The organism is Burkholderia sp. MSMB0856, assembly GCF_001524645.2.
GTDB classification, from domain to species: Bacteria; Pseudomonadota; Gammaproteobacteria; order Burkholderiales; family Burkholderiaceae; genus Burkholderia; species Burkholderia diffusa.
In genome coordinates, this window is the sequence record NZ_CP013428.1 from 2263950 (window position 1) to 2288928 (window position 24979).

Annotated in this window: 26 protein-coding genes; 10 read left to right on the forward strand and 16 right to left on the reverse strand. The window is 68.2% G+C overall.

The features are described from left to right. Positions 1–64: 64 nt before the first annotated feature. Both WS87_RS34070 and WS87_RS27745 read right to left on the reverse strand, forming a co-directional pair. Complete coding sequence (locus WS87_RS34070) at positions 65–229, reverse strand: hypothetical protein (protein WP_175908542.1); 165 nt, start codon at positions 227–229, stop codon at positions 65–67. Between the two features lie 261 nt (positions 230–490). Further along, entirely contained in the window at positions 491–910 is a 420-nt protein-coding gene (locus tag WS87_RS27745; protein WP_059815048.1) for an HIT family protein, read from the reverse strand. A gap of 287 nt (positions 911–1197) precedes the next feature. Between WS87_RS27745 and WS87_RS27750 the strand changes: the two genes are divergently transcribed. Together WS87_RS27750 and WS87_RS27755 are read left to right on the forward strand one after the other, a co-directional pair. Further along, on the forward strand, positions 1198–2364 hold the full coding sequence (locus tag WS87_RS27750; RefSeq protein WP_179952349.1) for a hypothetical protein: 1167 nt from the start codon (positions 1198–1200) through the stop codon (positions 2362–2364). Positions 2365–2557: 193 nt separating this feature from the next. Continuing rightward, positions 2558–3961, forward strand: a complete 1404-nt coding sequence (locus tag WS87_RS27755) for a serine hydrolase domain-containing protein (RefSeq protein WP_059815051.1) — start codon at positions 2558–2560, stop codon at positions 3959–3961. Between the two features lie 66 nt (positions 3962–4027). On the opposite strand, the gene WS87_RS27760 is transcribed toward WS87_RS27755, so the two are convergent. The 6 genes from WS87_RS27760 to WS87_RS27785 form a co-directional block, all read right to left on the reverse strand. Further along, entirely contained in the window at positions 4028–4651 is a 624-nt protein-coding gene (locus WS87_RS27760) for a glutathione S-transferase family protein (RefSeq protein WP_059528655.1), read from the reverse strand. A gap of 72 nt (positions 4652–4723) precedes the next feature. Beyond that, a complete protein-coding gene (locus tag WS87_RS27765; protein ID WP_059815054.1) occupies positions 4724–6223 on the reverse strand; it encodes a TIGR01777 family oxidoreductase in 1500 nt (499 codons plus the stop codon). Beyond that, entirely contained in the window at positions 6220–7086 is an 867-nt protein-coding gene (locus WS87_RS27770; RefSeq protein ID WP_059815059.1) for a thiol-disulfide oxidoreductase DCC family protein, read from the reverse strand. Before WS87_RS27770 ends, WS87_RS27765 begins: the two co-directional genes overlap by 4 nt. A gap of 92 nt (positions 7087–7178) precedes the next feature. Continuing rightward, positions 7179–7649, reverse strand: a complete 471-nt coding sequence (locus WS87_RS27775; RefSeq protein ID WP_059815062.1) for a DUF2269 family protein — start codon at positions 7647–7649, stop codon at positions 7179–7181. Then, the gene (locus WS87_RS27780) at positions 7646–8917 is read right to left on the reverse strand and encodes an SDR family oxidoreductase (RefSeq protein WP_059815256.1); all 1272 of its coding nucleotides are present in this window, start codon (positions 8915–8917) and stop codon (positions 7646–7648) included. Before WS87_RS27780 ends, WS87_RS27775 begins: the two co-directional genes overlap by 4 nt. A gap of 143 nt (positions 8918–9060) precedes the next feature. Continuing rightward, entirely contained in the window at positions 9061–9594 is a 534-nt protein-coding gene (locus tag WS87_RS27785; protein ID WP_047902276.1) for a GbsR/MarR family transcriptional regulator, read from the reverse strand. Between the two features lie 205 nt (positions 9595–9799). On the opposite strand from WS87_RS27785, the gene fabV reads away from it, so the two are divergent. Continuing rightward, positions 9800–11002: an enoyl-ACP reductase FabV gene (fabV, locus tag WS87_RS27790; RefSeq protein ID WP_059467255.1), complete on the forward strand. Its 1203-nt coding sequence runs from the start codon at positions 9800–9802 to the stop codon at positions 11000–11002. Between the two features lie 135 nt (positions 11003–11137). On the opposite strand, the gene WS87_RS27795 is transcribed toward fabV, so the two are convergent. Both WS87_RS27795 and WS87_RS27800 read right to left on the reverse strand, forming a co-directional pair. Beyond that, a complete protein-coding gene (locus WS87_RS27795; RefSeq protein ID WP_059815068.1) occupies positions 11138–11716 on the reverse strand; it encodes a hypothetical protein in 579 nt (192 codons plus the stop codon). 171 nt (positions 11717–11887) lie between these two features. Continuing rightward, complete coding sequence (locus tag WS87_RS27800) at positions 11888–12418, reverse strand: GNAT family N-acetyltransferase (RefSeq protein WP_059815071.1); 531 nt, start codon at positions 12416–12418, stop codon at positions 11888–11890. A gap of 194 nt (positions 12419–12612) precedes the next feature. On the opposite strand from WS87_RS27800, the gene WS87_RS27805 reads away from it, so the two are divergent. The 3 genes from WS87_RS27805 (at position 12613) to WS87_RS27815 (ending at position 14035) form a co-directional block, all read left to right on the forward strand. Beyond that, positions 12613–12990, forward strand: coding sequence for an ArsR/SmtB family transcription factor (locus WS87_RS27805; RefSeq protein WP_059815076.1), 378 nt, complete (start codon positions 12613–12615; stop codon positions 12988–12990). After that, positions 12953–13438 (forward strand): SRPBCC family protein, encoded by a 486-nt coding sequence (locus tag WS87_RS27810; RefSeq protein ID WP_059815079.1) that lies wholly within the window; start codon positions 12953–12955, stop codon positions 13436–13438. The genes WS87_RS27805 and WS87_RS27810 overlap by 38 nt, the downstream gene beginning before the upstream one ends. Before the next feature lie 120 nt (positions 13439–13558). Further along, a complete protein-coding gene (locus tag WS87_RS27815; RefSeq protein ID WP_059689312.1) occupies positions 13559–14035 on the forward strand; it encodes an SRPBCC family protein in 477 nt (158 codons plus the stop codon). A gap of 24 nt (positions 14036–14059) precedes the next feature. Here WS87_RS27815 and WS87_RS27820 read toward each other — a convergent pair whose 3' ends face one another. From WS87_RS27820 to WS87_RS27835, 4 genes are all read right to left on the reverse strand, one after another. Next, positions 14060–15184, reverse strand: a complete 1125-nt coding sequence (locus WS87_RS27820) for an amidohydrolase family protein (RefSeq protein ID WP_059815083.1) — start codon at positions 15182–15184, stop codon at positions 14060–14062. A 1-nt stretch (position 15185) separates the two neighbouring features. Further along, positions 15186–16493 carry an MFS transporter gene (locus WS87_RS27825; protein WP_059815087.1) on the reverse strand — a complete coding sequence of 436 codons (1308 nt, stop codon included), beginning with the start codon at positions 16491–16493 and terminating at the stop codon, positions 15186–15188. A gap of 81 nt (positions 16494–16574) precedes the next feature. After that, positions 16575–17870: a CaiB/BaiF CoA transferase family protein gene (locus tag WS87_RS27830; RefSeq protein ID WP_059815090.1), complete on the reverse strand. Its 1296-nt coding sequence runs from the start codon at positions 17868–17870 to the stop codon at positions 16575–16577. Continuing rightward, positions 17867–18853 carry a hydroxymethylglutaryl-CoA lyase gene (locus WS87_RS27835; RefSeq protein WP_059815093.1) on the reverse strand — a complete coding sequence of 329 codons (987 nt, stop codon included), beginning with the start codon at positions 18851–18853 and terminating at the stop codon, positions 17867–17869. The genes WS87_RS27830 and WS87_RS27835 overlap by 4 nt, the downstream gene beginning before the upstream one ends. 213 nt (positions 18854–19066) lie before the next feature. On the opposite strand from WS87_RS27835, the gene WS87_RS27840 reads away from it, so the two are divergent. From WS87_RS27840 to WS87_RS27850, 3 genes are all read left to right on the forward strand, one after another. Beyond that, positions 19067–19846 (forward strand): IclR family transcriptional regulator, encoded by a 780-nt coding sequence (locus WS87_RS27840; RefSeq protein WP_059528685.1) that lies wholly within the window; start codon positions 19067–19069, stop codon positions 19844–19846. Between the two features lie 133 nt (positions 19847–19979). After that, the gene (locus WS87_RS27845) at positions 19980–20618 is read left to right on the forward strand and encodes a 2-hydroxychromene-2-carboxylate isomerase (RefSeq protein ID WP_059815096.1); all 639 of its coding nucleotides are present in this window, start codon (positions 19980–19982) and stop codon (positions 20616–20618) included. Between the two features lie 520 nt (positions 20619–21138). Further along, positions 21139–21834, forward strand: coding sequence for a phosphatase PAP2 family protein (locus tag WS87_RS27850; RefSeq protein WP_059689305.1), 696 nt, complete (start codon positions 21139–21141; stop codon positions 21832–21834). A gap of 136 nt (positions 21835–21970) precedes the next feature. Here WS87_RS27850 and WS87_RS27855 read toward each other — a convergent pair whose 3' ends face one another. Together WS87_RS27855 and WS87_RS27860 are read right to left on the reverse strand one after the other, a co-directional pair. After that, positions 21971–22630: a glutathione S-transferase family protein gene (locus WS87_RS27855; RefSeq protein ID WP_059815100.1), complete on the reverse strand. Its 660-nt coding sequence runs from the start codon at positions 22628–22630 to the stop codon at positions 21971–21973. Between the two features lie 130 nt (positions 22631–22760). Then, complete coding sequence (locus tag WS87_RS27860; protein WP_059815104.1) at positions 22761–23831, reverse strand: MBL fold metallo-hydrolase; 1071 nt, start codon at positions 23829–23831, stop codon at positions 22761–22763. 221 nt (positions 23832–24052) lie between these two features. Between WS87_RS27860 and WS87_RS27865 the strand changes: the two genes are divergently transcribed. After that, a complete protein-coding gene (locus WS87_RS27865; protein WP_059815107.1) occupies positions 24053–24958 on the forward strand; it encodes an HTH-type transcriptional regulator ArgP in 906 nt (301 codons plus the stop codon). The last annotated feature ends 21 nt before the right edge of the window (positions 24959–24979 follow it).

Genomic DNA, 24979 nt, shown 5'->3' on the forward strand with positions numbered 1-24979 from the left:
GGCGGCGGCGCGTCGAACGACGCGCTCGATCGACGTGCGGGCGGCGCCCGCGACCGCCGCCGGGTCAGCGAATGCGGAAGTTGCCGCCGATCCCGACGCTGACGGGCGGTGCGTAATAGGCCGGCGCATAGCCGTAATAGACCGGCGCGGGCGCATAGCCGTAAGGCGGCGCGACATAGCAGCCGGACAGGCCGCCGATCAGCGCAAATGTGATGAGAACTTTGTACATGGCTCGATTCCCGGCGAAGAGGAGACGTCGCATCGCGCGAAAGCCGTGCCGTCGCAACCCGTGACGGCCGGCACGAAGAGGCGACTGGCGCTTCCTGTCGCTCGATGCGGCAATGCGAATGCGCGGAGTCTAGCGCCGGAGCCGCCAGGACGAGTTTCGCGAGCGGTTACACGTGTTACGTGGTGTGACCGCTGAAACAGGCGCGAACGGCGTCGCCGCACGCGCCCGCTGGCGCTGCCCGAATCACGAGCCGTACAGGCGTTACACGAAACGCGCGCGGATGCGCTCGGCGAGCGATTCGAGCGTGGCCGCGTCGGCGATGTCGCGCGCGTGCATCCGCAGGTCGACGCCTTCCCAGCGCGGAATCACGTGGAAATGCACGTGCGGGACCGTCTGGCCCGCCGCCGCGCCGTTGAACTGACCGATGAACACGCCGTCCGGCCCGAGCGCCGCGCGCACGGCCGCCGCGACACGCTGCGTCATGCGGATGCCGGCCGCCGCCGCGTCGCCGGACAGCTCGAAGATCTGCGCGGCCGGCTCCTTCGGGATCACGAGCACGTGACCGTCGGCCTGCGGCATGAGATCCATGATCGCGAGCGTCGCGTCGTCTTCGGCGACCTTCACGCACGGCAGTTCGCCGCGCAGGATCCGGGCGAACGGGTTGTTGTTGTCGTAGGACATGGCGCTTTCCGATTTTGCGATTGCGGTTTGACTGGGAACGATGCCGGACGATTATCGGCCGACGGCGGGTCGGATTTCAACTTGTCAGGCCGTGTCGCGATCGCGGTGAACAATGCACGCCAGCTTGCGTGTCATGTCGTTCGCCGGATGGAATATCCGGCCGTCGCAGTCCGTTTATTCCGAGTGCGGATTCGCACGGCAAGACCGCGGATCCGCACCGGACATCCGTCAGCTGCGCAGGCCGGCAGCCGGGATGACTGCTCGCGATCACCAACCGGAGTCATGCCATGGACCCTCTCCCCTCCTGTCGTTCGCCCGCCCTTGCCATTCACCCGCCGCTCCTCGCCCACGCCTGCCGCACGATGACGCGCACGCTATGCCGCGCGGCTTGCGGCGCCGGGCTGGTCGCGTTGTCGTCGGCGTTCGCGTGGGCCGGCGGCAACGACGTCATCCTGCCGGTCTCGTCGGTCACCGCGTCGACCGTGCCCGCCAACGGCGACGTCAATCCGTACGGCATCGCCTTCGTGCCGCGCGGCGTGCCGAGCTGGAGCACGCTCAAACCGGGCGACGTCGTCGTGTCCAACTTCAACGCGGCGTCGAACGCGCAAGGCACCGGCACGACGGTCGTGAAGCTGTCGCCCGGCAAGACGCCGACGACGTTCTTCCAGGGCAGCAATCTCGGCCTGACGACCGCGCTCGCGGTGCTGCGCAGCGGCTTCGTGCTGGTCGGCAACCTTCCCGCGCCGGACGGCAAGACCGTCGTGCCCCCGGGTTCGCTGCTCGTCATCGGTCCGCAAGGCAATCTGGTCACGCAACTGTCCAGCAGCACGCTGCTCGACGGGCCGTGGGACATGACCGTGATCGACCGTGGCCAGCGCGTGACCGCGTTCGTGTCGAACGTGCTGAACGGGACGGTCGCGCGGATCGAACTGGCGATCGACAACAACGGCGTCAGGATGCTGCCGAGTTCGCGGATCATCGCGTCGGGCTACGTGAACCGGACCGATCCCAACGCGCTGGTCGTCGGCCCGACCGGCCTCGCGTACGACCCGAACATCGACGTGCTGTATGTCGCCTCCACCGGCGACAACGCTGTGTTCGCGATCCAGAACGCCGCGTCGACGAATCGCAACGCCGGAGTCGGACGGATGATCTACTTCGACGCGGCGCACCTGCACGGCCCGCTCGCACTGGCGCTCGCGCCGAACGGCCATCTCGTGACCGCCAACGGCGACGCGGTCAACCCCGACCCGCTGCAACCGAGCGAGATCGTCGAATTCACGGTGACCGGACACTTCGTCGCGCAGATGCAGGTCGATACCGTGCCGGGAGCGGCCTTCGGCCTCGCGTTCGGGCACGGCAGCAAGGGCCAGCCGGAATTCGCGGCCGTCGACGACAACACGAATACCGCGACGATCTGGACACTGCGTTCGGACAACGACAACGCACAATGACGCACCGCGTGAACGAGCCGACTGCGGCCCGTTCGAACCCGCGCGATCGACACATGCGATTCGCACACGCCGGGCACCATGCCGCCTGATCGACGCCGCCCGGCGTCGTCGCCCCCGCGATTGCCACCGCTCGCCCGAACCTGCGACACTGCCGGATCGTTGCCGGCCGGCACGCCACCGAGGACGCTCGCGCATGACGATCCCCTTCAAATCGCTGATCCTGCGCGGTGCCGCCGTCGCGCTCGTCGCCGCGGCCGGCTACACGGGCTACATGCTGTCGCGGCTGGCCCCGATCGCGACGGGTTATGCCGCGAAGGCGCTGTGTTCCGGCGTGTTCGTGTCGGGCCGTCCGGCCGCGTCGGTGATCGACGTCGACATCATGGCTGGCGTGCACCCGCTGCTGAAACTGGTGCGGCCGTCGATCGATCCCGAGCATCATCGGGCCGTCGCAACGTTCGCCGGGTTCGCGCAACGCGAGGCGGACTTCCGGCCCGGGCTCGGCTGCACGCTCGCGCTCGGGCCGTCGCCCGGCGTGCTGCCGGCCGCGCTGCCGCCCGTCCCCGATCCGCCGCCCGTGCAGGCGGCGGCGCCGGCCGCACCGCCCGCCGGCATCGACGCTCGCAAGCTGCAGACCGCGCTCGACCGCGCGTTCGACGAACCCGATCCGGCGCGGCCGCGGCGCACCCGCGCGGTCGTCGTGATGTGGCGCGGCCAGATCATCGCCGAACGCTATGCGCCCGGCTTCACTGCCGATACGCCGCTACCCGGCTGGTCGATGACGAAGACCGTGACGGCCGCGCTGGCCGGCATGCTCGTCGCGCAGCACAAGCTGTCGCCGGACGCGTCGGCGCTGCTGCCCGAATGGCGCGACGTCGGCGACCCGCGCGCGGCGATCACGTTCGACGAGCTGCTGCGGATGACGAGCGGCCTGCAATTCAACGAGGACTACGACGACCCGCTGTCCGACGTCGCCGTGATGCTGTTCACGCAGCCGGACACCGCGCGCTTCGCGTCGGCCAAGCCGCTCGCCGCGCAGCCCGGCACGCAGTGGTACTACTCGAGCGGCACGAGCGCGATCGTCGCGCGCGTGATGCGCGAGGCGATGGGCGGCACCGAGAGTAACTACCTCGCTTTTCCGCGCCGCGCGCTGTTCGCGCCGCTCGGGATGCGCAGCGCGGTGTTCGAGCCCGATGCGGCCGGCACGCTCGGCAGCGCGTCGTTCATGTATGCGAGCGCGCGCGACTGGGCGCGCTTCGGGCAACTTCTGCTGCAGGACGGGGTGTGGGACGGGCAGCGGCGGCTGCCGGAAGGCTGGGTGCGCTACCTGACGCGCGCGACGCCGCTGTCGACGCGCGGAGAATTCGGCGCGCATCTGTGGGTCAAGGTGCCGGAGCCGTTCAACGATCGCGATCCGCACGCGCGCCCGCTGCCCGCCGATGCGTTTCATGCGGTCGGCCATGAAGGCCAGTTCGTGAGCGTGGTGCCGAGCCGCGAGCTGGTGGTCGTGCGGCTTGGATTATCGCGGCCGGAATCCGCGTGGAATCACGAGGCGTTTCTCGCGCGCGTGCTCGAGGCCGTACCGGCGTCCGGCACGTGACGCGCCGCGGGAAGGCAGCGATGCGGCTGCGGTCAAGCCGCCGCATCGCGCGCGACATGCAATGCGTTACGGGTTCGCGCTGCCCGCATACTGCTTGAAGCCCTCGCGCGTCGCCAGACGCTCGATGTAACGCTTCACCGCCGGGAAATCCGGGTGCTCGAACGGCGTGCCGAACCAGCGGTTCACCGACAGGCCGATCGGAATGTCGGCGAGCGTGAAATGGTCGCCGGCCACGAATGCGCCGGTCGCTTCGAGCTGCGCGTTCAGGATCTGCATGTGCTTCGTCCAGCCCGCGATCGACTGCGCGATCGCCGCCGGGTCCTGGTGATCGGGCGACTTGCGTACGAGGCCGAGGAACGCGCCGACCCACGAACGATTCAGGTCCGTGCCCTGCCAGTCGATCCACTGGTCGACCCGCGCGCGCGCCCGCGGCTCGGCCGGATAGAGCGCGTCGCCGCCATAGCGGTTCGCGAGATAGCGGATGATCGTGTTCGACTCCCACAGCACGAAGTCGTCGTCCTTGATCACCGGCACGAGGCCGTTCGGATTCAGCGCAAGGTAGGTCGGATCGTTGGTCGTGCGAAAGCCCGCGCCCCAGTCTTCCTGTTCGAACGGCAGGTTGAGTTCGGTGCACAGCCACAGCACCTTGCGGACGTTGATGGACGGGATCTTGCCGAGGATGTGCAGCATGCAGGCTCCTTGTGAGGTCGAATGCGAAGCGTTCGGAACGCGCGAAACGGCCCGAACGCACTCCCGCCGAGTTTATACACGACCACCCGGCAAACGACATGCCGTGCGCGGAAAATCCGCGTGCGGCCGATTCGTCAGGTCACGCAGCGCATGCTCGGCCGTCGGGAACCGGAACACGAATCCGTCCTGATGCAGCCGCGCCGACATCACCCGCTGCCCGTCCAGCAGCAGCTCGGCCATCTCTCCCATCGCGATGCGCAGCGGCGCGGCCGGCACGTGCAGCCACGCCGGGCGGTGCAGCACCTTCGACACGACCTGCACGAACTCGCGCTGGGTCAACGGCGCGGGTGCGACCGCGTTGTAGACGCCGCGCATGCCCGAATTCCCCATCGCGCGCGCGATGATTCGCAGCACGTCGTCCCGGTGGATCCAGCTCATCACCTGCGTGCCGTCGCCGAATCGCCCGCCCACCCCGAAGTAATGCGGCAGCAGCATCGGGCGCAACGCGCCACCGGGGCCGAACACGAGGCCCAGCCGCAGCACCACCGAGCGAACGCCGTGACGCTCGAGCGCCTGCGCGGACTGCTCCCACTGCCGGCACAGCTCGGACATGAAGCCAGTGCCGGCGCTGCTGCTCTCGTCGAGCGGCTCGTCGGAAGGACGCACGCCGTAGTAGCCGATCGCCGACGCCTGGATCCACGTGCGCGGCTTGACCTCGGCGGTCTCGACCCAGCGCATCAGCGATTCCGTGACGCCAACCCGGCTGGCGAGCAGCAATGCCTGCCGGCGTTTGCTCCAGCGCGCGCCGAGCACCGGCGCCCCCGCGAGATTGATGATCGTGTCGAAACGCTCATGCGGCTGCAACTGCTCGACGGACGTCACGCTGCGCACACGGCCGTGAAACTGGTAGGCCGCGCGCAGCGGATCACGTGCCAGCAACGTGACCGTATGCCCTGCATCGAGCAGCCCGTTCACGAGGGTTTCGCCGATGAAGCCGGTCCCGCCGGTGACGAGCACGTTCCCCGGCGGGTGCCCCGCGAACGGATTGGCGGCCGGCGCGCGTCGCGCGATCCGGCAGGCCGCGATCCCGTCGCGGATTCCCGATACCGTCACGCCGACGGCAAACAAGCTCAGCAACCCGCCGCGCCAGCCGAGATCGAGCGCCTGCAGCGCGGTCGGTTCGTGCGCCCAGGCGGCCAGCTGTATCGCGACCATCCCGAACAGCGCACCGCCGTTAACGGCCAGCAGCGTGTGCAGCACGCGCTCGGTCGCCGGCAGCTTGCGGCTCCGATCCTCGACGACGAAATCCCACAACGTCAGCACCACCTCGACCACCACCACCGCCGCGATGGCCGCGACCCAGGCACCGTGAAAGGCCACGTTCGCGATCGACGCGAACACGAGACCGTAAAGCACGGAGCGCACCGCGTGAATCGCCAGTTCGAGCCGCGCGCGCGGGCGGTGCGGCAGATCCTGCGTGAACTCGTGGTGATAGAGCGTATCGAATGCGCCCATCGCGCCCTGCACGATCAACAGGATGAGCGCCCAATCGAAAGCGGGCAAGGTGTTCATACGCTGTCCCTCCTCCAGAGCCAGACGAGTGGCGGCACCATCGCGACGAGTGCCGCCGCGTCGATCGCGACGTGGCCCCATACATGTGCCTGCAATGAAAACAGCATGTCCTGCGGCGCCCAGATCAACAGGCCGGCCAGCAGCCACCCCCACACTTCCCGCCGGCGCAACCGGTTGCCGAGGTGGACGAGCGCCAGCATCCAGACCGACGCGCATTGCACTGTCTCACCGATCAGCGCCATCCACCAGATCTGCTGCGCGCGCGCCGGTTCGGGCGCCATTCCCGCCCAGAAATGCCGCTCGATGACGCTGTGATACGCGTCGAACCACGGCGTGCCGGCTACCCACGGAACGGCAATGCCGACGAGCAGATGTGCGATCGCCGCGCCGTACATCCAGGCCAACACGATGCGGCGCACGTCATCACGTGCGGGACGATCCGCTGCGGATTCGGCGGCTCGGTCGATACCGCACGCCACCCCGTCGCACGGTGCTTCGGCGCGATAGCCGAGCCAGCGCGAGACGGCAAGCCGGTTGCGCGCGACGCGGCGATACAGCAGCGCCAGCGCACTGCGCACGACCGGCACGCGAAGCAGCCGGACGAGCCGGCTTCGCCCGGTCAGCGCATGGGCGGCCAGGATGCCGTCCACACCGGTCAGCATGCGTCCGTCCGGCAGGCGCATGTGCAGCTCCCGATTCAGCGCGGGCAGGTCGACGCCCAGCGGAGCGGGATCGAAGCCCGGCCCGGCGATATCGACGAAAGCCAGCTGTTGTCGCGCGTCGCGGGCCCGAAGACGCTGTATCGCCGCGACACATAACGGACATCTCCCGTCGAAGTACAGCACCAGTTCACTTGAGCCCATGATTCGCACTCCTTTTGTTTTCGCGTGCATCGTGAATCGATCGACTGCTTTCCCGTACGCCATGCCGCCGCTCCCGTGCGCCGGCGGCGCGCTTACATCGGCTTGACCACCATCAGGAAATACACGCTCAACATCGCGAAGAACGCCGGATAGCCGAGCAACTCCCAGCGCTTCGCATAACGCCAGTAGCGTGCCGGCAGATCGGCATCGCCATTCGCATGCGCGAGCTTCGCCATCGCGGCCAGCTCGATCTGCAGCCACACGACCGGCAGCCAGCACGCGCCCGCGACCGCATACAGCACGATCGACGCCATGAGCCACGGCGTCGTCAACGGCCAGCCGGCCGTGTGCGCGAGCCACAGCCCGGACGCGGGCTGGAACAGTACGGCCGGCGTCGTGAACCACCAGTCGGCGCGCACCACGAGGCGCGACACGGCGGCGATCGCCGGCACCGAGCGCGTGCGGTTCGCGAAGAACAGGTAGAACGCGGTGCCGAAGCCCGTGCCGACCATCAGCACCGAGGACAGGATATGCAGCGTCTTGATCACGAGATAGATGTTCATGCGTGTTCTTCTTCTGAAAAAAGGATCAACAGGATCGCGAGAATCGGCACGTTCTTCAGCACGGGGCCGAACGGCTCGGCGAGCAGCCCGGGCATCGTGACCGCGATGACGGCCGAATACGCGACGATCAGCGCGCCTTGCGCGGCCCACAGACGGCGGGACGGCGCGGCGACGGTCGCCACGCCGAACGCGAAGTCCAGCGCGCATGCGCCGTAGAGCGCGATCAGCGCGGGCAGTCCGCTCAGGTGGACGCGGGCGAGCATCGCGAGGCTGTCGTGCCGCGGATGAATGAACGCGCTGACGATGGCCGTCCAGATCCAGACGATCGCGAGCGCGCCGAGCAGCAGCGGCCGCCGCCACATCGCGAGCGCATCGCAGCGCAGCGCGGCCACGGCCGCGGCCGCGCTCGCGTTCGCGCCGATGAAATCCCGCAGGCCGCGCGGCGGCCGGTCGAGCACGGCCGCGAGCGCGGCGGGATCGCCGGTGTTGCCGCCGCGCAGCATCGTCCACGTATCGCGGGTCAGCATCGCGCCCGGCATCGTGCCGAGCAGCGCGGCCGCCGCGCCGACCAGCGGGCCCGGCAGCGTCACGCGCGCCGCCGGCGGGAAGCCCAGCGCGGCGCGATAGACGCTCAGCATCTCGCGATACTCGACTTCGTCGCCACCGACCGCGTCGATGACCGGTCCACCGGCCGCCGGCGCATCGACGAGCCGCGCGACGAGTTCGGCGAGATCGTCGATGTGCACGGGGCGCAGCCGCTGATGGCCGCCCGCAGGTAACACGTGCACGGGCAGGCTCGCGAGCATCCGGAAGAACCGGGCGGACGTGCCGGCGGTGCCGTAGACGAGCGCCGGACGCACGATCCGGTAATCGAGCGGCAGCGTCTGCAGGAAGGTGTCGGCCGCGTACTTGCTGGCGAAATACGGCGTGTCGCCGCGCTCGACGCCCAGCGCCGAGATCTGAATCACGTGTCGCACGCGGGCACGGCAGCATGCGGTGAAGAGCGCGCAGGGCGCCGCGCGATGCACGGTGTCGAACGTCTCGTCACGCCGGTCGGCGAGGATCCCGACCGCGTTGATCACCACGTCGACGCTATCCAGTCGCGCGAGCCACGCGTCGGCATCGACGTCCTTCGCGAAGTCGATCGCGACGTCGTGCGGGCCGACCGCATGCCGCACGCCGCGCAGCACGCGATGGCCGCCGGCCTCGAGCCGCGCGCCCAGCGCCCGCCCGATGAAGCCGTTCGCGCCGCAGACGAGGATGTTCATGTCGCGCTCCGCGATGCGCAATGCCGGCGGATCGACAGCACGATTTTGTTCATTTTTTCATCCTCTATATACAGTTATTTCTGTAATGACAGAAATATAGATTCCAAAAAAAGCGGGCTGCGTGCCCGCATGTCCGGTGCCGCCTACTTCGACGACTTGCGCCTGACCGTCTGGCTGATCTTCGCGCCGATCCCGAGCGCCTTCATCAGCGTGTCGGGCTTGAGCCGCAGCATCTCGTCCGACCAGGTCGTGAGCGTCTCGACGAACTGCAGCGTGTCGCGAATGCGCTGTTCGGTTTCGCGGCTCTCGTTGGCGATCTCGGGGCTCGTCAGGCAATCGCGCAGCACCGTGAGCGTCGGTTCGATCTCGCGCTGCCGCCGCCCTTCGACGATCAGCTTGAACAGTTCCCAGATGTCGGTCGACGTCTCGAAGTGGTCGCGGCGATCGCCCAGCACGTGCACGACCTTCGCGAGCCGCCACGCCTGCAGCTCCTTCAGGCTCGTGCTGACGTTGGAGCGCGCGACGTTGAGCGTCTCGGCGATCTCGTCGGCCGCGACCGGCCTTCCGGCCAGGTACAGCAGCGCATGAATCTGCGAGACGGTGCGGTTGACGCCCCACCGCGAGCCCATTTCGCCCCAGTGGAGAATGAATCGTTCGGCAATCGGTGTGAGTTCCATGTCCGGAAATTTAGTTTTTTCAGTTATTTCTGTCAAGAGAGAAATAACTGGCGGCGACGTCAATCGCCGCCCTCGATGATCCGACCCCGGGCAACCGCGAATGCCGCCGCCGCCCGCCTTTCCCGCCCTGACAGCCCGCTTCCATTACAATGCGCGGGATTTTTCCGATTTCAGGCCGTCCGCGCCTTTCTGACTAGAGGTTTTCATGATCATCAAACCGCGCGTGCGTGGCTTCATCTGCGTGACGACACATCCGGTCGGCTGCGAAGCCAACGTCAAGGAACAGATCGACTACGTGACTTCGCACGGCCCGATCGCCAACGGCCCGAAGAAGGTGCTCGTGATCGGCGCGTCGACGGGCTATGGCCTCGCCGCCCGGATCTCGGCCGCGTTCGGCTCGGGCGCGGACACGCTGGGCGTGTTCTTCGAACGTGCCGGCAGCGAAACGAAGCCGGGCACCGCCGGCTGGTACAACAGCGCCGCGTTCGAGAAATTCGCCGCGGAAAAGGGGCTCTATGCGCGCAGCATCAACGGCGACGCATTCTCCGACAAGGTCAAGCAGATCACGATCGACACCATCAAGCAGGATCTCGGCAAGGTCGATCTGGTCGTCTACAGCCTCGCGGCACCGCGCCGCACGCATCCGAAGACGGGCGAAACGATCAGCTCGACGCTGAAGCCGGTCGGCAAGTCGGTCACGTTCCGCGGCCTCGACACCGACAAGGAAGTGATCCGCGAAGTCTCGCTCGAGCCGGCGACGCAGGAAGAGATCGACGGCACCGTCGCCGTGATGGGCGGCGAGGACTGGCAGATGTGGATCGACGCGCTCGCTGAAGCCGGCGTGCTGGCCGACGGCGCGAAGACGACCGCGTTCACGTATCTCGGCGAGCAGATCACGCACGACATCTACTGGAACGGCTCGATCGGCGAAGCGAAGAAGGATCTCGACAAGAAGGTGCTGTCGATCCGCGACAAGCTGGCCGCGCACGGCGGCGATGCCCGCGTGTCGGTGCTGAAGGCCGTCGTCACGCAGGCGAGCTCGGCGATCCCGATGATGCCGCTCTACCTGTCGCTGCTGTTCAAGGTGATGAAGGAAAAGGGTACGCACGAAGGCTGCATCGAGCAGGTGTACGGGCTTCTGAAGGACAGCATGTACGGCGCGACGCCGCACATCGACGACGAAGGCCGCCTGCGCGCGGACTACAAGGAACTCGATCCGCAAGTGCAGGCCAAGGTCGTCGCCATGTGGGACAAGGTGACGAACGAGAATCTGTACGAGATGACCGACTTCGCCGGCTACAAGACCGAGTTCCTGCGACTGTTCGGCTTCGAGATCGCCGGCGTCGACTACGACGCGGACGTGAACCCGGACGTGAAGATCCCGGGCATCATCGACACCACGGTCTGACGACCGGGCCCGCCGCGCACGACGCGTGGCGGCGGGCTGACTCTCCAGGGGCGAAGCATGAGCGGCGTCGCCCCGTCTGCACACATCCGCCGACAACGCGGTTCGCGCTCGCCCGCCGTGTGAGCGCGTCCCGCGCTATTCCACCGCCCTTGCGGCATCCCACATCGGCTGTCCGCCCAGCGCCGCATGCCACGCGCCGAAACGCGCGCGCCACGACTCGAACGGCTCCGTCAGCGGATGACGCGGATCGTCGCTGAGCGCATACGCCATCCCCTCGATCAGCCAGCGCGGCTTGGTCGCGACCGCGAGGTTGCCGAACACTTCGGCCTGACGGTGATGAATCAGTTCGTGCGCGAGAAAGTAGGTCTGCCAGCCGCGCGGCGCGATGACCACGCCGAAATCCCCGAGCGTCAGTGCCGCGCGTTCGCCGAGACCGAACTTGTCGGCACACTCGCGCGTCGAGCAGAACACGACGCGCGGGGCCTCGCGAAACGGGCCCACGGCCGCCGCCGCGCGCGCATAACCGTCGCGATAGAGCTGCTGCGCGGCGCCGAACGTCGCGGCATCGTCCGTGCAGATGTCCGCGCTGGGGCACGACACGCCGGGAAGCAGCGCGGGCGCGACGACGCGCAGCGGCTTGACGAGCGCGTAGGCGGCAATCGGCACCGCGACCAGCAGGCCCGTAAGGGCGAAGGCGACATGGGAGCGTTTCATCGAGGCAGCGATTCCTTCCGTTGGCATGGTCGTGGCGTGTTCGAGCACGAATATATCGGAGCGGCGCCGTCGCCGGCCGGATTTTCGTGTCTGCCCGCCGTCCTGACCGCGGCCCCGCTCCGCCGCAAGGCGCGCCGATCGCTAACCGGCTTGCGCACGCATCCAGCCCGGTTACGCGAGCTGCTTGTGAAAATACGTCGTCGCGCACAATGCGCCGTCGGGCATCAGCGCGAAGTTGGGCACGACGCCGACGCGCTGCCAGCCCGCCCGCTCGTACAGACGCTCGGCATCGCCGCCCGTCACCGTGTCGAGCACGAGCACGGTCTTGCCAGCATCGCGCGCGGCTTCGTCGGCAGCCGTCATCAGCCGCGCCGCGATCCCCTGCCGGCGTGCATGACGGGACACGAGCATCTTCGCGATGTCCGCGCGATGCGGCTGGTTCTCCGGCTGCGCGGTCACGACCTGGACGGTGCCGACGATCCGGCCGGCGGCGTCCTCGGCCACCAGCAGGATGCGCTCGCCGCTCGCGACGCCGTCGGCGACGCGCGTCCAGAACGCCACGGCGGTCGAGCGCTCGATCGGCAACATGAAGCTGACGGACGCGCCCCCCTCGACGCAATCGATCAGCACATCGGCCAGCGCGTCGATGCACGCATGCGCTTCGCTCGCATCGAGGCGGCGCACGGTCACGGGTTCGGTCATACCCTCTCCGGTATGTCAGGTGGGGCGCGTTCGGCCGGCGTGCGCCCGGATCGAATGGAATGCCGGCGTGCGGTGAATGCATGCGCAACGGCGGCCGGTGTCGGGCAACACGGCGCCCAGCCCGATCGGCGCGTGTTCCCGCCCCATCATGCTACGCGACGAAAAATCCCGCTGCATCGCCTATGCTTAGCCACATGGCTAACTTTCAACCCGGTATCAGCGACGTATTCCACGCCCTCGCCGATCCGACACGCTGCGCGATCGTCGGCGCGCTCGGCAATGGCGGGCGAACCGTTTCGGAACTGGCCGCGCCGTTCGGCATGGCGCTGCCGTCGTTCATGAAGCATCTCGCGGTGCTCGAGCGCAGCGGCCTCGTCACGACCCGGAAAACCGGCCGCTCGCGCACCTGCGAGCTGGTCGGCAGCCGGCTGGCGGAAGCCGAGCAGTGGCTCGCCGCGCAGCGCGCGCAGTGGGAAGCGCGCTCCGATCGCCTCGTGGAATTCGTCGAACGCCGTCACCAGGAGGAGCAAGCGCATGTCAACCAGCCATGTCGACCCCGCCGAAACCCATGACCTTGTCATCACGCGCACGCTGCGCGCGCCGCGCCAGGCACTCTGGCGCGCATGGACCGACCCGGAATTGCTGAAGGAATGGTGGTGCCCGAAACCGTGGACCACCGAAGTGCGCGCGTTCGACCTGCGCCCGGGCGGCGCCTTCCACACGTTCATGCGCGGCCCCGACGGCGGCACGAGCGACAACCCCGGCTGCTTCCTCGAAATCGTGTCGGAAGCGCGAATCGCATTCACGTCGATGCTCACGGGCGGCTGGCGGCCGCAGGTGCCGTGGCTGGGCTTCACGGCCGTCATCACGATGGCCGACGACCCCGCCGGCTGCCGCTACGAGGCGCGCGTGATGCATCCTGATGCCGCGACGCGCGAGCGCCACGAGGCCCTCGGCTTTTTCGAGGGCTGGAACATCTGCATCAGGCAGCTCGACGAATTCGCGGCCGCGTTGCGCTGAATGCGGCCGCATGCGCGGGCCATTGCATGCGGCCGCGCGCGCGCCTAGGATTCCTGAAGGAAGCATGACGACACGCCTGCATCCGGCGTGCACCGTCGTGCGCATTCCGCGGGAGGCCACATGCTGCACATGCACACGCATTCGACCCGGGTCAGCCGGCACCTGAACGCGCCGCGCGGGCGCGTCTATCGCGCGCTGCTCGATCCGCACGCCGTCGAACAATGGAAGGTGCCCGACGGCATGACGTGCCGCGTGCACGCATACGACACGCGCGAAGGCGGCGCGCTGCGCGTGTCGCTGAGCTACGACGAACCGTCGGACGGCACCGGCAAGACCACCGCGCACACCGACACCTATCACGGCCGCTTCGTGACGCTCGTGCCGGACCAGCAGATCGTCGAAATCGACGTGTTCGAAACCGACGATCCGATGCTGCGCGGCGCGATGACGGTCACGATCACGCTGTCCGACGAAGCAGGCGGCACACGCGTCGATGCGGTGCACGACGGTGTGCCGCCCGGCGTGCCGGCCGCCGACAACGAGGCCGGCTGGCAAATGGCGCTCGCCCGGCTCGCCGCGTTGGTCGAGAAGGGCTAGCGCGAGGCGACGACGCAGTACGCGTCAGCCGAGCTGGTACGCGTGCGTGACGGTCCCGCGGAACAGCGCATCGCGCTCGCTCGGGCTCGCATGCGCGGTCAGCCGCTTGAACGCGTTCCAGCCGTTCACGTACGAATACGAGCCCTTGTCGACCGGGAAATTGCTCTCGAACATGCAGCGCTCGGCGCCGAACGCCTCGATGCACGTGAGCATCCACGGCTTCCATGCGTCGGCGAGCTGTTCGGACGACGGCGGCCGCGCGCCCTTCTCGAACTCGAAGCCGTTGATCCGCATGCCGAGGCCGCCGACCTTCACGAATACGTTCGGCAGCCGCGCCAGTTCGCGCATCGACGCAGACCATCGCTTGAACACTTCCGGCCGCTGGTCCGCATAGCTTGCGATCCGTACGACGCCGCCGCAGTGATTGACGACGATCCGCGTGTCGGGGTTCGCCTTCGCCAGATCGAACAGCTCGGGCAATTGAGGAAAGAACAGCCACGCGTCGTACGAGAGTCCGAGCGGCGCGAGCTGCGCGACGCCGGCGCGGTACGCGGGATCGAGCAACAGCCCGCGCGGCACCGCCGATAACGGATTGGCGAGCGACGGATCGGCATCCCAGGTGGTCAGGTGTCGAATGCCGCGAAAGCGTCCGCGACCGGCGTCGACATGCGCTTCGAGCACGTCGCGCACGCGCTCGCCGAGCCGCAGGTCCGCATGCCCGACGATGCCTTTCGCGACGGCCGGACCGCTCCGTTGCAGCGGCTCCGTCACCCCGGCGACGTAAGCCGTCTCGCCGACAGGCTTCAGTTCGGCCGGCCCCGCGTCGCGATAGCGCGTCAGCGCCTGCATGTAGACGGATGCCTGGACGTTGTGGCCGGATCGCGCATCCTGCAGATAGTCGTCGAGCATGTAGATCCAGCCCGGCCGCTCGTAGAAGTGATGGTGCGCATCGACGATCGGCAGATCCGGGTCGAGTGCGGGTTCGAGCGCGGATGCGAGCCAGTCGTTGCGCACCGCGAGATAGTTGCCTTGGGTCGTCATGCGGGAAGATCCGTGTTGGGCCGGTGCGCGCGTATTGACGCACCCGGGCAGCGCGAGCGAGGCGGCGGCCGCGCCAATCAAGCGGCGTCGTTTGATCGAAATCGTCATGTCATTCGCTCCGGTCGAATGCATACAGCGACAGCGTGAGCAGCGTCGTGATCGCCAGGACGATCGCAAGGCCGAGCATCCCGGCCGTGAAGGTGCCGAAGCTGTCCTTCAGGTAGCCGACGAGATACGGGCCCGCGAATCCGCCGAGCGCGCCGATCGAATTGATCAGCGCCAGCCCGCCGGCCGCGGCCTGGCCGGACAGGAAGCGGGAAGGCAGCGTATAGAAGATCGTGCGTCCGGCGATCGTGCCGATCAGCGCGAGCGTGATGCCGACGAGCGCGGGCCCGAGCGTCAGGAAATGGGTCGACACGCCGAGCGCCACCGCGCCGATGAACAGTCCGATCGCCAGGTTTGCGACCGGGCCGCCGCGCCGGTCCACCCGCTTCGCCCACCACAGCAACGCGATCGTCGCGAAGAAGTACGGTACCGCGGACAGCCAGCCGGTCTGCATCGTGGACATCCCGTGCGCCTTCAGCATTTGCGGCAGCCAGATGCCGATGCCGTACGAGCCCATCGTGAAGCCGAACGAGATCAGCGCGAGCACGTAGACGCGCACGTCTCGCAGCGCGACGCCGAAGCGCTTCTTGCGGCCGGCGGCGGCGCCGTCGCGCTCGAACGCGCGCTGCAGCGCGGCACGCTCGTCGTCCGACAGCCAGGCGGCCGTGGCCGGGGAATCCGACAGCAGCTTCAGGACGAGAAAGCCGAGCGCGCACGCGGGCAGCCCTTCGACGATGAACATCCACTTCCAGCCTGCGAGGCCCAGCGCACCGTCGAGCTGCAGCAGCCAGGTCGAAAGCGGGCCGCCGATCAGCGACGACAGCGGTGTCGACACGGTAAACCAGGCAAGCACGCGCGTGCGGTAACTCGCCGGAAACCACACCGCGAGGAAGAAGATCACGCCCGGAAAGAACCCGGCCTCGCCGATGCCGAGCAGCAGCCGGATCGCATAGAAACTCGTCGGCCCCGTCGCGAGCGCGGTCGCCGCCGCCATCAGCCCCCACGTGATCATGATGCGCGCGAGCCAGCGCCGCGCGCCGAAGCGGTACAGCGCGAGATTGCTCGGCACTTCGAACGCGCAATAGCCCGCGAACATGATCCCCGCGCCCCAGCCGAACTGCGTCGCGGTCAGGCCGAGATCGCGGTTCATCGTCAGCGCGGCGAACCCGACGCTCGTGCGGTCCAGGTAGTTGAAGAAGTACGCGAGCGCGAGCAGTGGAATGAAGCGCCATGCGGCCTTGCGCACGGCCCGTTGCTCGATCGACGCGTCGGTTTCGCGATCGGCGGCCAGCGCCGGGGAAGCGGATGTCATGGTTGTCTCCGTGGATGCGGCACTCCGCGCCCGCGCGATCGCGGGCGGGATGCGTTGTTCGTTCGTTGGGTCGCGGCGACGCTACGCGCTCGCCACTTCGTTCGGCGAGGGCGTGTCGGCCGGCACGCCCGGCGGTTGGCCGTCCGCGCCTTGCGCGTGCCGCCCGGCGACGACGCCGGCTTCGATCAGCGCTCGCGCCTCGTCCGGCGTATAGCCAAGCTCGCCGAGCAGCACGCAGGTGTCCTGACCGAGCGCGGGCGGCGCCGAGCGCAGCCGCAAGCGCTCGCCCGCGAGCGTGAACGGCAGCAGCGCGGTGTGCGTGTCGACCGGCCGGCCGGCGCTGCTCGCGTCGGCCGGCAGCGTCACGGCTTCGAGCCCGCCCGTCGCGACCAGGTGAGGATCGTCGAACAGGTCCTGCGGCTTCGTGATCGGCGCATACGGCAGGCCGATCGACTCGAAGATCGCGCCGATCTCCTCAGCCGAATGCACGGCGAGCCGGGCACGCAGTTCGGGTAGCAGCCACTCGCGGGCCTGCACGCGCAGGTTGTTGGTTGCAAGGCGCGCATCGTCCTTCAATGCGGCGAAGCCGAACGCGTCGCAGAACAGCGCCCACTGCGTGTCGGACACCACCGCGAGAAAAATCTGTTCGCCATCCTTGACGGCAAACACGTCGTAGACGGCCCACGCGGAAATGCGACTCGGCATCGGCGACGCGGCCTGCCCCGTCACCGCGAACTGCATCATGTGCTGCGCGACGAGAAACACGTTGTTCTCGAACAGCGCGCTCTGCACCTGCTGGCCGCGGCCGGTGCGTTCGCGCTGCGCGAGCGCGGCCATCGCGCCGATCGCGCCGAACATCCCGCCCATGATGTCGTTCACGCTCGAGCCCGCGCGCAACGGCCGGCCTTCGGGGCCTGTCATGTAGGCAAGACCGCCCATCATCTGAACCACTTCGTCGAGCGCGGTGCGATGTTCGTACGGCCCCGGCAGGAAACCCTTGTGCGACACGTACACCAAGCTTGGATTCAGCGAGGACAGCGCCGGGTAACCGAGACCGAGCCGATCCATCGTGCCGCTCTTGAAGTTCTCGCTGAAGACATCCGCCGTCGCGACGAGCCGCCGCACAATCTCCAGACCGCGCGGATCCTTCACGTCGACCGCGAGACTCTTCTTGTTGCGGTTGAACATCCCGAAGAAGCCCGCGCCGGAACCGCGCAGCGCACGCGTGCTGTCGCCCGCGATCGGCTCGATCTTGATGACTTCCGCGCCGAGATCCGCGAGCAGCATGCCGCAGGTCGGGCCCATCACCATGTGCGTCATCTCGATCACGCGCACGCCTTCGTACGGCAGCGGCGAAGCCGGTTGGCGATCGTTCATTGCGCAACTCCCGTCACGCAGCCTTCCGGCTGGGCCGCCGCCGGCGCACGGCCGTCCGCGTATCGGAACCCCTTCGGCAGCCCCGCGTCCGGCACGTGGCCATACAGCGGCTCCCCGGGCAGGGCCGCGTGCAGGATCGCGCGCGCGGCGAGCAGCGCGTCGGCATCGACGCCCGTGTCGACGCCCATCGACTCCAGCAGGAACACGAGATCCTCGGTGACGATGTTGCCGGTCGCGCCCGGCGCATACGGGCAGCCGCCAAGACCGCCCTGGCTCGCGTCGATCGTCGTCACGCCGGCGTCGAGCGCCGCGACGACGTTGGCGAGCCCCTGCCCGCGCGTGTTGTGGAAGTGCGCGCCACCGGCCTTGTCGCCGACTTCGCGCTGCAAGCGCACGAACAGCCGGCGCACCTGCGCCGGATTCGCGTAGCCGCTCGTATCGGACAGACCGATCTCGTCGACCCCGCATTCGGCCATCGCGGCCGCCATCGCGATCGTCTCGTCGTCGGAGACCGCGCCGGCGATCGTGCAACCGAACGCGACCGACACGCCTGCCTCGATCTGCACCGACGGAAACCGCGCATCGCGCAGCGCGACGATCGCGCGCACCTCGTCGATCATCTGCGCCGGCGTCTTGCGGATGTTCGCCAGCGAGTGCGCTTCGGTCACCGATACCGGCAGCGTCAACTTGTGGATCCCCGCCTCGAACGCGCTTTCGGCGCCGCGCAGGTTCGGCGCGAGCGCGGCGACGTGCAGCCCGGGAATCGTCAGCGCATGCGCGACGACTTCGCCGACGTCGGCCATCTGCGGCAACAGCCGCGCGGGCACGAACGACCCGACCTCGATCTCGCGCAGACCGGCTGCGGCGAGCGCGGTGATCCAGCGCAACTTGTCGGCCGTCTGCATCACGGCCTTGATGCTCTGCAGGCCGTCTCGCGGTCCGACCTCGCTGACCAGCACCTTCGAATACCCGGCAACGCTCATTCGACACCTCATAGTTCTATCTGAAAGAACATCGTTCTGTTTGACGGAACTTTAGAGGCACGTCGAATCGGCTGTAAGCGGGGTATACCCGTGAAATCGCGATTTTTCGGAACTTGAGTTCTGCCAGACAGAACGATATAGTCGATCGACCGTCACCCAAAGGAACCACGCGCCGTGCCCCCGACCTCGACTCCCGCAGATCACACCGACGAAATGCCCGACGCGTCGGCCGAAGCCTCCAGCGGCGTCGCCGTCCTGGATCGCGCGTTCGCGATCCTCCACGCTTTCGGGCAAACCGACGACCGGCTGTCGCTCGCGGAACTGTCGCGCCGCACCGGGCTGTACAAGAGCACGATCCTGCGCCTGCTCGCCGCGCTGGAGCACGGCGGCTTCGTGCGCAAGCTCGACGACGGCCAGTACGCGGTCGGACACGAGCCGTTGCGGCTTGCCGCGCTGTATCAGCGCTCGTTCCGGGTCGGCCCGGTCGTCGAACCGTTGCTCGAGACGCTGAGCCGCGAACTCGGCGAGACGGCATCGTTCTACGTGCGCCATGGCGACATGCGCTCGGTGCTCTATCGCGTCGAACCGACGCGCACGGTGCGCGTGTCGATCCGGGTCGGCGAGGAGTTTCCGGTTCACCAGGGGGCGTCGGGGAAGGTGCTGCTCGCGTTCACCGAGCCGCACGATGCGCGCTGGAACGACGTGCGCGAACAGTTGTGGGCTGCGTCGTACGGCGAGCGCGACCCGGAAACCGCGTCGGCATCGGTGCCAGTGTTCGGCGCGGCCGGCGACTGCGTCGGCGCGCTGACGGTGTCCGGTCCGATATCGCGGCTGGCCGCCGCGCCGGCGATGGCCGCGGCGCTCGCGATGCTGTTGCCGCTCGCGCAGAAGGCGACCGTCGCGCTCGGTGGCGCGGGCGCGCGTTACGATGCGCAAGCCGTGCGCGACAGTCTCGCCCGATTCGCGATACCGGACAGCCCCGCCCAGCCATAGCCGGCCGCGCGCGTGCGGCGACGAGGCAGCGCAAAAGGCGGCCGCATGCGACACTGGCCGTCGACGCATGCGGCACGCCGCCTGTCGGCACCGCACATGCAACCGCCGTCCGGACACGCAAGGGAACCCCACGATGAACACCGCGCGCACCGCCACCTGGTATTTCGATTTCGTTTCGCCGTTCGCGTATCTGCAGCAGGAACGGTTCGACCCATTGCCGCCTGCCGTCGCATACGAGCCGAAACCGATCGTGCTCGGCGCGCTGCTCACGCACTGGGGCCAGAAAGCGCCGGCCGAGATCGCCGCGAAGCGCATCTTCACCTATCGCCACGCGCAATACCGCGCCGACAAGCTCGGCATCCCATTCCGGATGCCGCCCGCGCATCCGTTCAACCCGATCCGGCCGCTGCGTCTCGCGATCGCGATGGGCAACACGCCCGATGCGATCCGGCGAATCTTCCGGCATATCTGGCGCGACGGCCAGGATGTGTCGACGCCGGAGGGCTTCGCCGCGCTGTGCGAGGCGGTCGGCTTTCCGGAAGGCGTGACGGCCGTCGAGGCCCAACCGGCGAAGGACGCGTTGCGCGCGAACACCGATCAGGCGATCGCGCACGGCGTGTTCGGCGTGCCGACCTTCGAGCTCGACGGCGACCTGTTCTGGGGCGAAGATGCGACCGACATGTTCGTCGACTGCGCGACGTCCCGCGCGTGGCTCGACTCGCCCGAAGTGCGCCGCATCAGCGCGCTGCCGGAAGGCATCCGGCGCGGCTGACGGCACGCACGACGACGCTTGCGTGTCGCGCCCTCGACGCGCAGCGGCACGGCTTCGCGTCATCGCGACGAAGTCCGCGAGCAGCGCCCAGCGCAAGCACTGTTGGCAAATGCGAAGCGGGCAGGCCCACACGGCCTGCACATCTTTTCTTTTTATTTTTTATTTTCGTTCGGTGCTGCGCGGCACGGCAGATCCGCGCGAGACGCGACGCGCATTCGATCATCCGATGCAAGATCCTCGGTGGCCCGCCGAATTGTCCAGTTCAACAGATTATTTTCGGCGATGCGCAGAGAACGCGCGCCCAACCGTCAGATGATTCGACATGACCGCGCCGCACGGTCACTTCCAATCCGGCCCCATCGGAAAATCGCGTTTTCTCAGGGGAATCCCGGTATTTTTTCCCATTTTCTTCGAAATTACCGGTGACATACTTGCCCCCCATTGCGCTCCGGTGCGAGCGCGCTTCCTGATCCCTGTCGGTCGCATGTCATGTGCTGCGTGTCCGCCGGGGTCGCAGAACATGAATAATTTCGACACCACGATCCAGGTCTTCCTCACCCACATCTCGTTCGGACCGCTGATGAACCACGCGATCCGCGTGATCGCCGGCCTCTATACGTTCAAGGGCTTCATCCTCATCCCCGTGCTGTGCTGGCTGTGGTTCCAGCCGGGACCGGAACGCGAACGGCAACGCGAACTGGTCATCGCGACCGTCGCGAGCGGGCTCGTCGCGCTCGCGTTCGGCCGGCTGCTCGCGAAAGTCCTGCCGTTCCGCGTGCGGCCGATCTACAACCCCGATCTGCATCTGCACTTCCCGTCCGAGGAACTGCGTGCGGCCACGCTGCAGGCCTGGAGTTCGTTTCCGAGCGATCACGCGATGCTGTGGATGGCGATCGCGACCGGCATCTTCATCATCGCGCGCCGCGCCGGCGTGCTCGCGCTGCTGTACGCGGTCGTGTTCATCTGCGTGCCGCGCGCGTATCTCGGCTATCACTATCCGACCGACCTGATCGCCGGCGCCGCGATCGGCATCGCGATCGCGTGGCTGCTGACGCGCGACGCGATCCGATCGCGCTTCGCGCCGCAGGTGCTGGAGGCGATCCGGCGCTTTCCCGCACCGGCCTATACGCTCGCGTTCCTGCTGTGCTTCGAGCTGATCACGCAGTTCGACGAACTGCTGACGCTCGCGCAGTCGGTCAAGCACACGACAATGTAACGGGACGGCGCCGCGATGCATCCGCTGCTGTCGTCACGACGCCCCGGCACGCGCTGCCGGCCCTGCGCGGCGGCATCGCGCCCCGCGCGCGCCGCCGGTCAGGTCGTCGCCGCGCCGGCAACCGCGGCCGCGCTCGTCAGTCGCGATCGGGCGCGCCGAGCGGAAAGAACGCACGATACGGCCGCGCCTCGTCGACCGCACGCGCAAACGACGGCCGCGCAAGCAGCCGCTTGCGATACGCGATCACGTTCGCGAACGACGGGTCGATCCGGTGCGTCCAGTCCGCATAGAACAGGAACGGCGCCGCGCCGCAGTCGGCGAGGCTGAAGCGGTCGCCGGCCGCCCATTCGCGATCGGCCATCGTTCGATCCAGCCATGCGTACGACGTTTCGAGCATCGCGCGCGCATCGGCGACGCCCCGCACATCGCGCTCGTGCGCCGGCCGCAGCGCATCGAACACGACCTTCTGCTGCGGCGTCGACACATAGTTGTCGAAGAAGCGATCCATCGTCCGCACTTCCAGCGCCGCGCGCCGGTCCTCGGGCACCAGCCGCACGGGGCCCGGATGATAGAGATCGAGATACTCGACGATGATCGTCGCCTCGATCACGGTGCGGCCCGCGTCGACGAGCACCGGAAAGCGCTTCAGCGGCCACAGCGCGGCCAGTTCCTGCATCGGCTTCGGATCGTCGTGCGCGAGCACGCGATACGCGAACGGCGTGCCGTTCTCGTACAGCGCGGTCAGCGCCTTCTGGCAATAGGAGGAAAAAGGATGGGCGTATAGCGTCGGCATCATCGCGAGGTCTCTCAGGGTTTCGGCGCCGCGTCATGCGGCGCCACGTGATCGGATACCTTGACGACGAACGGCGCCAGGCCGATTCGACATCGGACCGATCGATTTTTTTTGCTCCGCGCGCACCGCGCCGCTACGACCGGCCGTCCATCACGACGCGGCCTTCGCCGCGCCAGCGCAGCATCCCGCCGCCGAGGTTCGCGACGGCATCGAAACCGGCTTTCAGCAGAATCACGGTCGCCTGCGCGGAGCGGCCGCCCGCGCGGCATACGGTCACGATCGGCCGGTCATGCGCAAGCTCGCCGGTGCGCGCGGCCAGTTCGCCGAGCGGAATCGGCGTCGCGCCGGGCAGATGGCCGAGCGGGCCGGTGAATTCGTCCGGCTCGCGCACGTCGACCACCTGTACCGCCGACAGGTGATCCTCGAGCCACTGCGGATCGATTTCCCAGAACCCGGCGAACGTATAGACGAGCGGCGCCCAGTCGGGCGCCGCCTGCACGTCGGGCGCGTTCGCGGCAACGCCGCATTGAAGGTTCGCGGGCACCGCGACGTCGATCTGGCGCGGATGCGCGAGCCCGAGATTGCGCATGTAGCCCGCGAAATCGTCCTCGCTGAGATCGCCGCCGAGGCGCGGATTGAAGCGCCGCTCCTCGCCGACGCTCGTCACCGTCAACCCGCGATAGTCGTGCACGGGGTACAGCAGGCATGCGGCCGGCAGCGTGAAAAGCCGACCGTGGACCGCGCGATACAGCGCGCGCGGGTCGCCCTGCTGGAAATCGGTGCGGCCGGTGCCGCGAATCAGCAGGCAGTCGCCGGTGAACGCCATCGATTCGTCGTCGAGCACGAGGCTGATGCAGCCGCTCGTATGGCCCGGTGTCGCGCGCACGGTCAGGTAGCGCGTGCCGAATGCGCAGCGATCGCCGTCGTTCAGGTAGCGGTCGGCACCCTGCGCGCCGCTCGCGGCCGAAATCGCGATCGCGCTGCCGGTGCGCTGCTTCAGCAGCCACGCACCCGTCACGTGATCGGCGTGCACGTGTGTGTCGATGGTGGCGACGAGCCGCAGCCCGAGCTCGTCGAGCAGCGCCACATCGCGGCGCACCTGCTCGAACACGGGATCGATCAGCAACGCCTCGCCCGATGCGCGGTCGGCAAGCAGGTACGTGTAGGTCGACGATTGCGGGTCGAAGAGTTGCCGGAAGATCATGGCGAAGTCGCTCCGTCGGCTGGGCGTGTCGGTTGGATGGAGGGTGCGGGTCGGACAACCCGCCCGCGTGTATCGCCGGCGCGCGGGGCGCACATTCATACAGCGTAGTTCAAAACACGCGCGCCGCCGGCGGCGAGACGTCATGCCGCGGCCGGAGCGTCGCGCGCGCTGCCTTACACTACCGCCTGTTCTCGTCTTACGTTCACAGGAATTGCGCCGACATGTCGATGACGATCGATCCGAAGCAGGCCGCCGCGCTGCTGGCCGTCGCCGACACCGGCAGCTTCGAGCAGGCCGCCGTGCGCCTGCACGTGACCGCGTCCGCCGTCACGCAGCGCGTGCGCGCGCTGGAGGCGAGCCTCGGCACGCCGCTCGTGCTGCGCACGCGGCCGTGCCGGCCGACGGTGGCCGGACAGCGCGTGCTGCAGCACCTGCGCCGGGTCGCGCTGCTGCAGGCCGACCTGCAGAGCACGCTCGCGGCCGAGCGCGAATCGCCGATCTCGGTCACGATCGCGCTGAACTCCGACAGCCTCGGCACCTGGTTCCTGCCCGCCCTGACGTCGGTGCTCGCGGGCGAGCGCATCCTGTTCGAACTGATCGTCGAAGACCAGGATCACACGTTCGCGTTGCTCGAAAGCGGGATGGCCGTCGGTTGCGTGACGACCGAGCCGAAACCGATGCGCGGCTGCGTCGCGACGCCGCTCGGCACGATGCGCTACCGCCTGCTCGCGGCCGCCGCGTTCGCGGTACGCTGGTTTCCGCGCGGGCTGAACCGCACGAGCGCGCGCCATGCGCCCGTCGTCGCGTATTCGCGGCGCGACACGCTGCAGTCCACGTTCCTGAAGGAGAAATTCGGGTTGCCCGAAGGCGCGTATCCGTGCCATTACGTGCCGGGCACGCACGCGCATTTCGCGGCGGTGCGGCACGGGCTCGGCTACGCGATGGTGCCGGAGCCGCTGATCGGCGGCGCACCGCTCGACGCGCAGGGGCTCGTCGATCTCGCGCCCATGCATCCGACCGATATCGCGCTGTACTGGCACGCATGGACCGTGCAGTCGCCGACGATGGCGTCGCTGTCCGCGCGGGTGGTCGAAGCGGCGCGCCGGCTGCTCGCGCCGCTGCCGTGACCGGCTGGCGACCGACGTCGC

Bases quoted from the DNA above. Each gene is read 5' to 3' on its own strand.
- WS87_RS34070 (WP_175908542.1), bottom strand. From the start codon at position 229: ATGTACAAAGTTCTCATCACATTTGCGCTGATCGGCGGCCTGTCCGGC.
- WS87_RS27830 (WP_059815090.1), bottom strand. From the start codon at position 17,870: ATGAACGATCGCCAACCGGCTTCGCCGCTGCCGTACGAAGGCGTGCGC.
- fabV (WP_059467255.1), top strand. From the start codon at position 9,800: ATGATCATCAAACCGCGCGTGCGTGGCTTCATCTGCGTGACGACACAT.
- WS87_RS27815 (WP_059689312.1), top strand. From the start codon at position 13,559: ATGCTGCACATGCACACGCATTCGACCCGGGTCAGCCGGCACCTGAAC.
- WS87_RS27760 (WP_059528655.1), bottom strand. From the start codon at position 4,651: ATGCTGCACATCCTCGGCAAGATCCCGTCCATCAACGTCCGCAAGGTG.
- WS87_RS27765 (WP_059815054.1), bottom strand. From the start codon at position 6,223: ATGAACACCTTGCCCGCTTTCGATTGGGCGCTCATCCTGTTGATCGTG.
- WS87_RS27835 (WP_059815093.1), bottom strand. From the start codon at position 18,853: ATGAGCGTTGCCGGGTATTCGAAGGTGCTGGTCAGCGAGGTCGGACCG.
- WS87_RS27825 (WP_059815087.1), bottom strand. From the start codon at position 16,493: ATGACATCCGCTTCCCCGGCGCTGGCCGCCGATCGCGAAACCGACGCG.
- WS87_RS27800 (WP_059815071.1), bottom strand. From the start codon at position 12,418: ATGACCGAACCCGTGACCGTGCGCCGCCTCGATGCGAGCGAAGCGCAT.
- WS87_RS27755 (WP_059815051.1), top strand. From the start codon at position 2,558: ATGACGATCCCCTTCAAATCGCTGATCCTGCGCGGTGCCGCCGTCGCG.
- WS87_RS27795 (WP_059815068.1), bottom strand. From the start codon at position 11,716: ATGAAACGCTCCCATGTCGCCTTCGCCCTTACGGGCCTGCTGGTCGCG.
- WS87_RS27775 (WP_059815062.1), bottom strand. From the start codon at position 7,649: ATGAACATCTATCTCGTGATCAAGACGCTGCATATCCTGTCCTCGGTG.
- WS87_RS27850 (WP_059689305.1), top strand. From the start codon at position 21,139: ATGAATAATTTCGACACCACGATCCAGGTCTTCCTCACCCACATCTCG.
- WS87_RS27780 (WP_059815256.1), bottom strand. From the start codon at position 8,917: ATGAACATCCTCGTCTGCGGCGCGAACGGCTTCATCGGGCGGGCGCTG.
- WS87_RS27865 (WP_059815107.1), top strand. From the start codon at position 24,053: ATGTCGATGACGATCGATCCGAAGCAGGCCGCCGCGCTGCTGGCCGTC.
- WS87_RS27860 (WP_059815104.1), bottom strand. From the start codon at position 23,831: ATGATCTTCCGGCAACTCTTCGACCCGCAATCGTCGACCTACACGTAC.
- WS87_RS27810 (WP_059815079.1), top strand. From the start codon at position 12,953: ATGTCAACCAGCCATGTCGACCCCGCCGAAACCCATGACCTTGTCATC.
- WS87_RS27785 (WP_047902276.1), bottom strand. From the start codon at position 9,594: ATGGAACTCACACCGATTGCCGAACGATTCATTCTCCACTGGGGCGAA.
- WS87_RS27840 (WP_059528685.1), top strand. From the start codon at position 19,067: ATGCCCGACGCGTCGGCCGAAGCCTCCAGCGGCGTCGCCGTCCTGGAT.
- WS87_RS27745 (WP_059815048.1), bottom strand. From the start codon at position 910: ATGTCCTACGACAACAACAACCCGTTCGCCCGGATCCTGCGCGGCGAA.
- WS87_RS27855 (WP_059815100.1), bottom strand. From the start codon at position 22,630: ATGATGCCGACGCTATACGCCCATCCTTTTTCCTCCTATTGCCAGAAG.
- WS87_RS27750 (WP_179952349.1), top strand. From the start codon at position 1,198: ATGGACCCTCTCCCCTCCTGTCGTTCGCCCGCCCTTGCCATTCACCCG.
- WS87_RS27820 (WP_059815083.1), bottom strand. From the start codon at position 15,184: ATGACGATTTCGATCAAACGACGCCGCTTGATTGGCGCGGCCGCCGCC.
- WS87_RS27805 (WP_059815076.1), top strand. From the start codon at position 12,613: ATGGCTAACTTTCAACCCGGTATCAGCGACGTATTCCACGCCCTCGCC.
- WS87_RS27770 (WP_059815059.1), bottom strand. From the start codon at position 7,086: ATGGGCTCAAGTGAACTGGTGCTGTACTTCGACGGGAGATGTCCGTTA.
- WS87_RS27845 (WP_059815096.1), top strand. From the start codon at position 19,980: ATGAACACCGCGCGCACCGCCACCTGGTATTTCGATTTCGTTTCGCCG.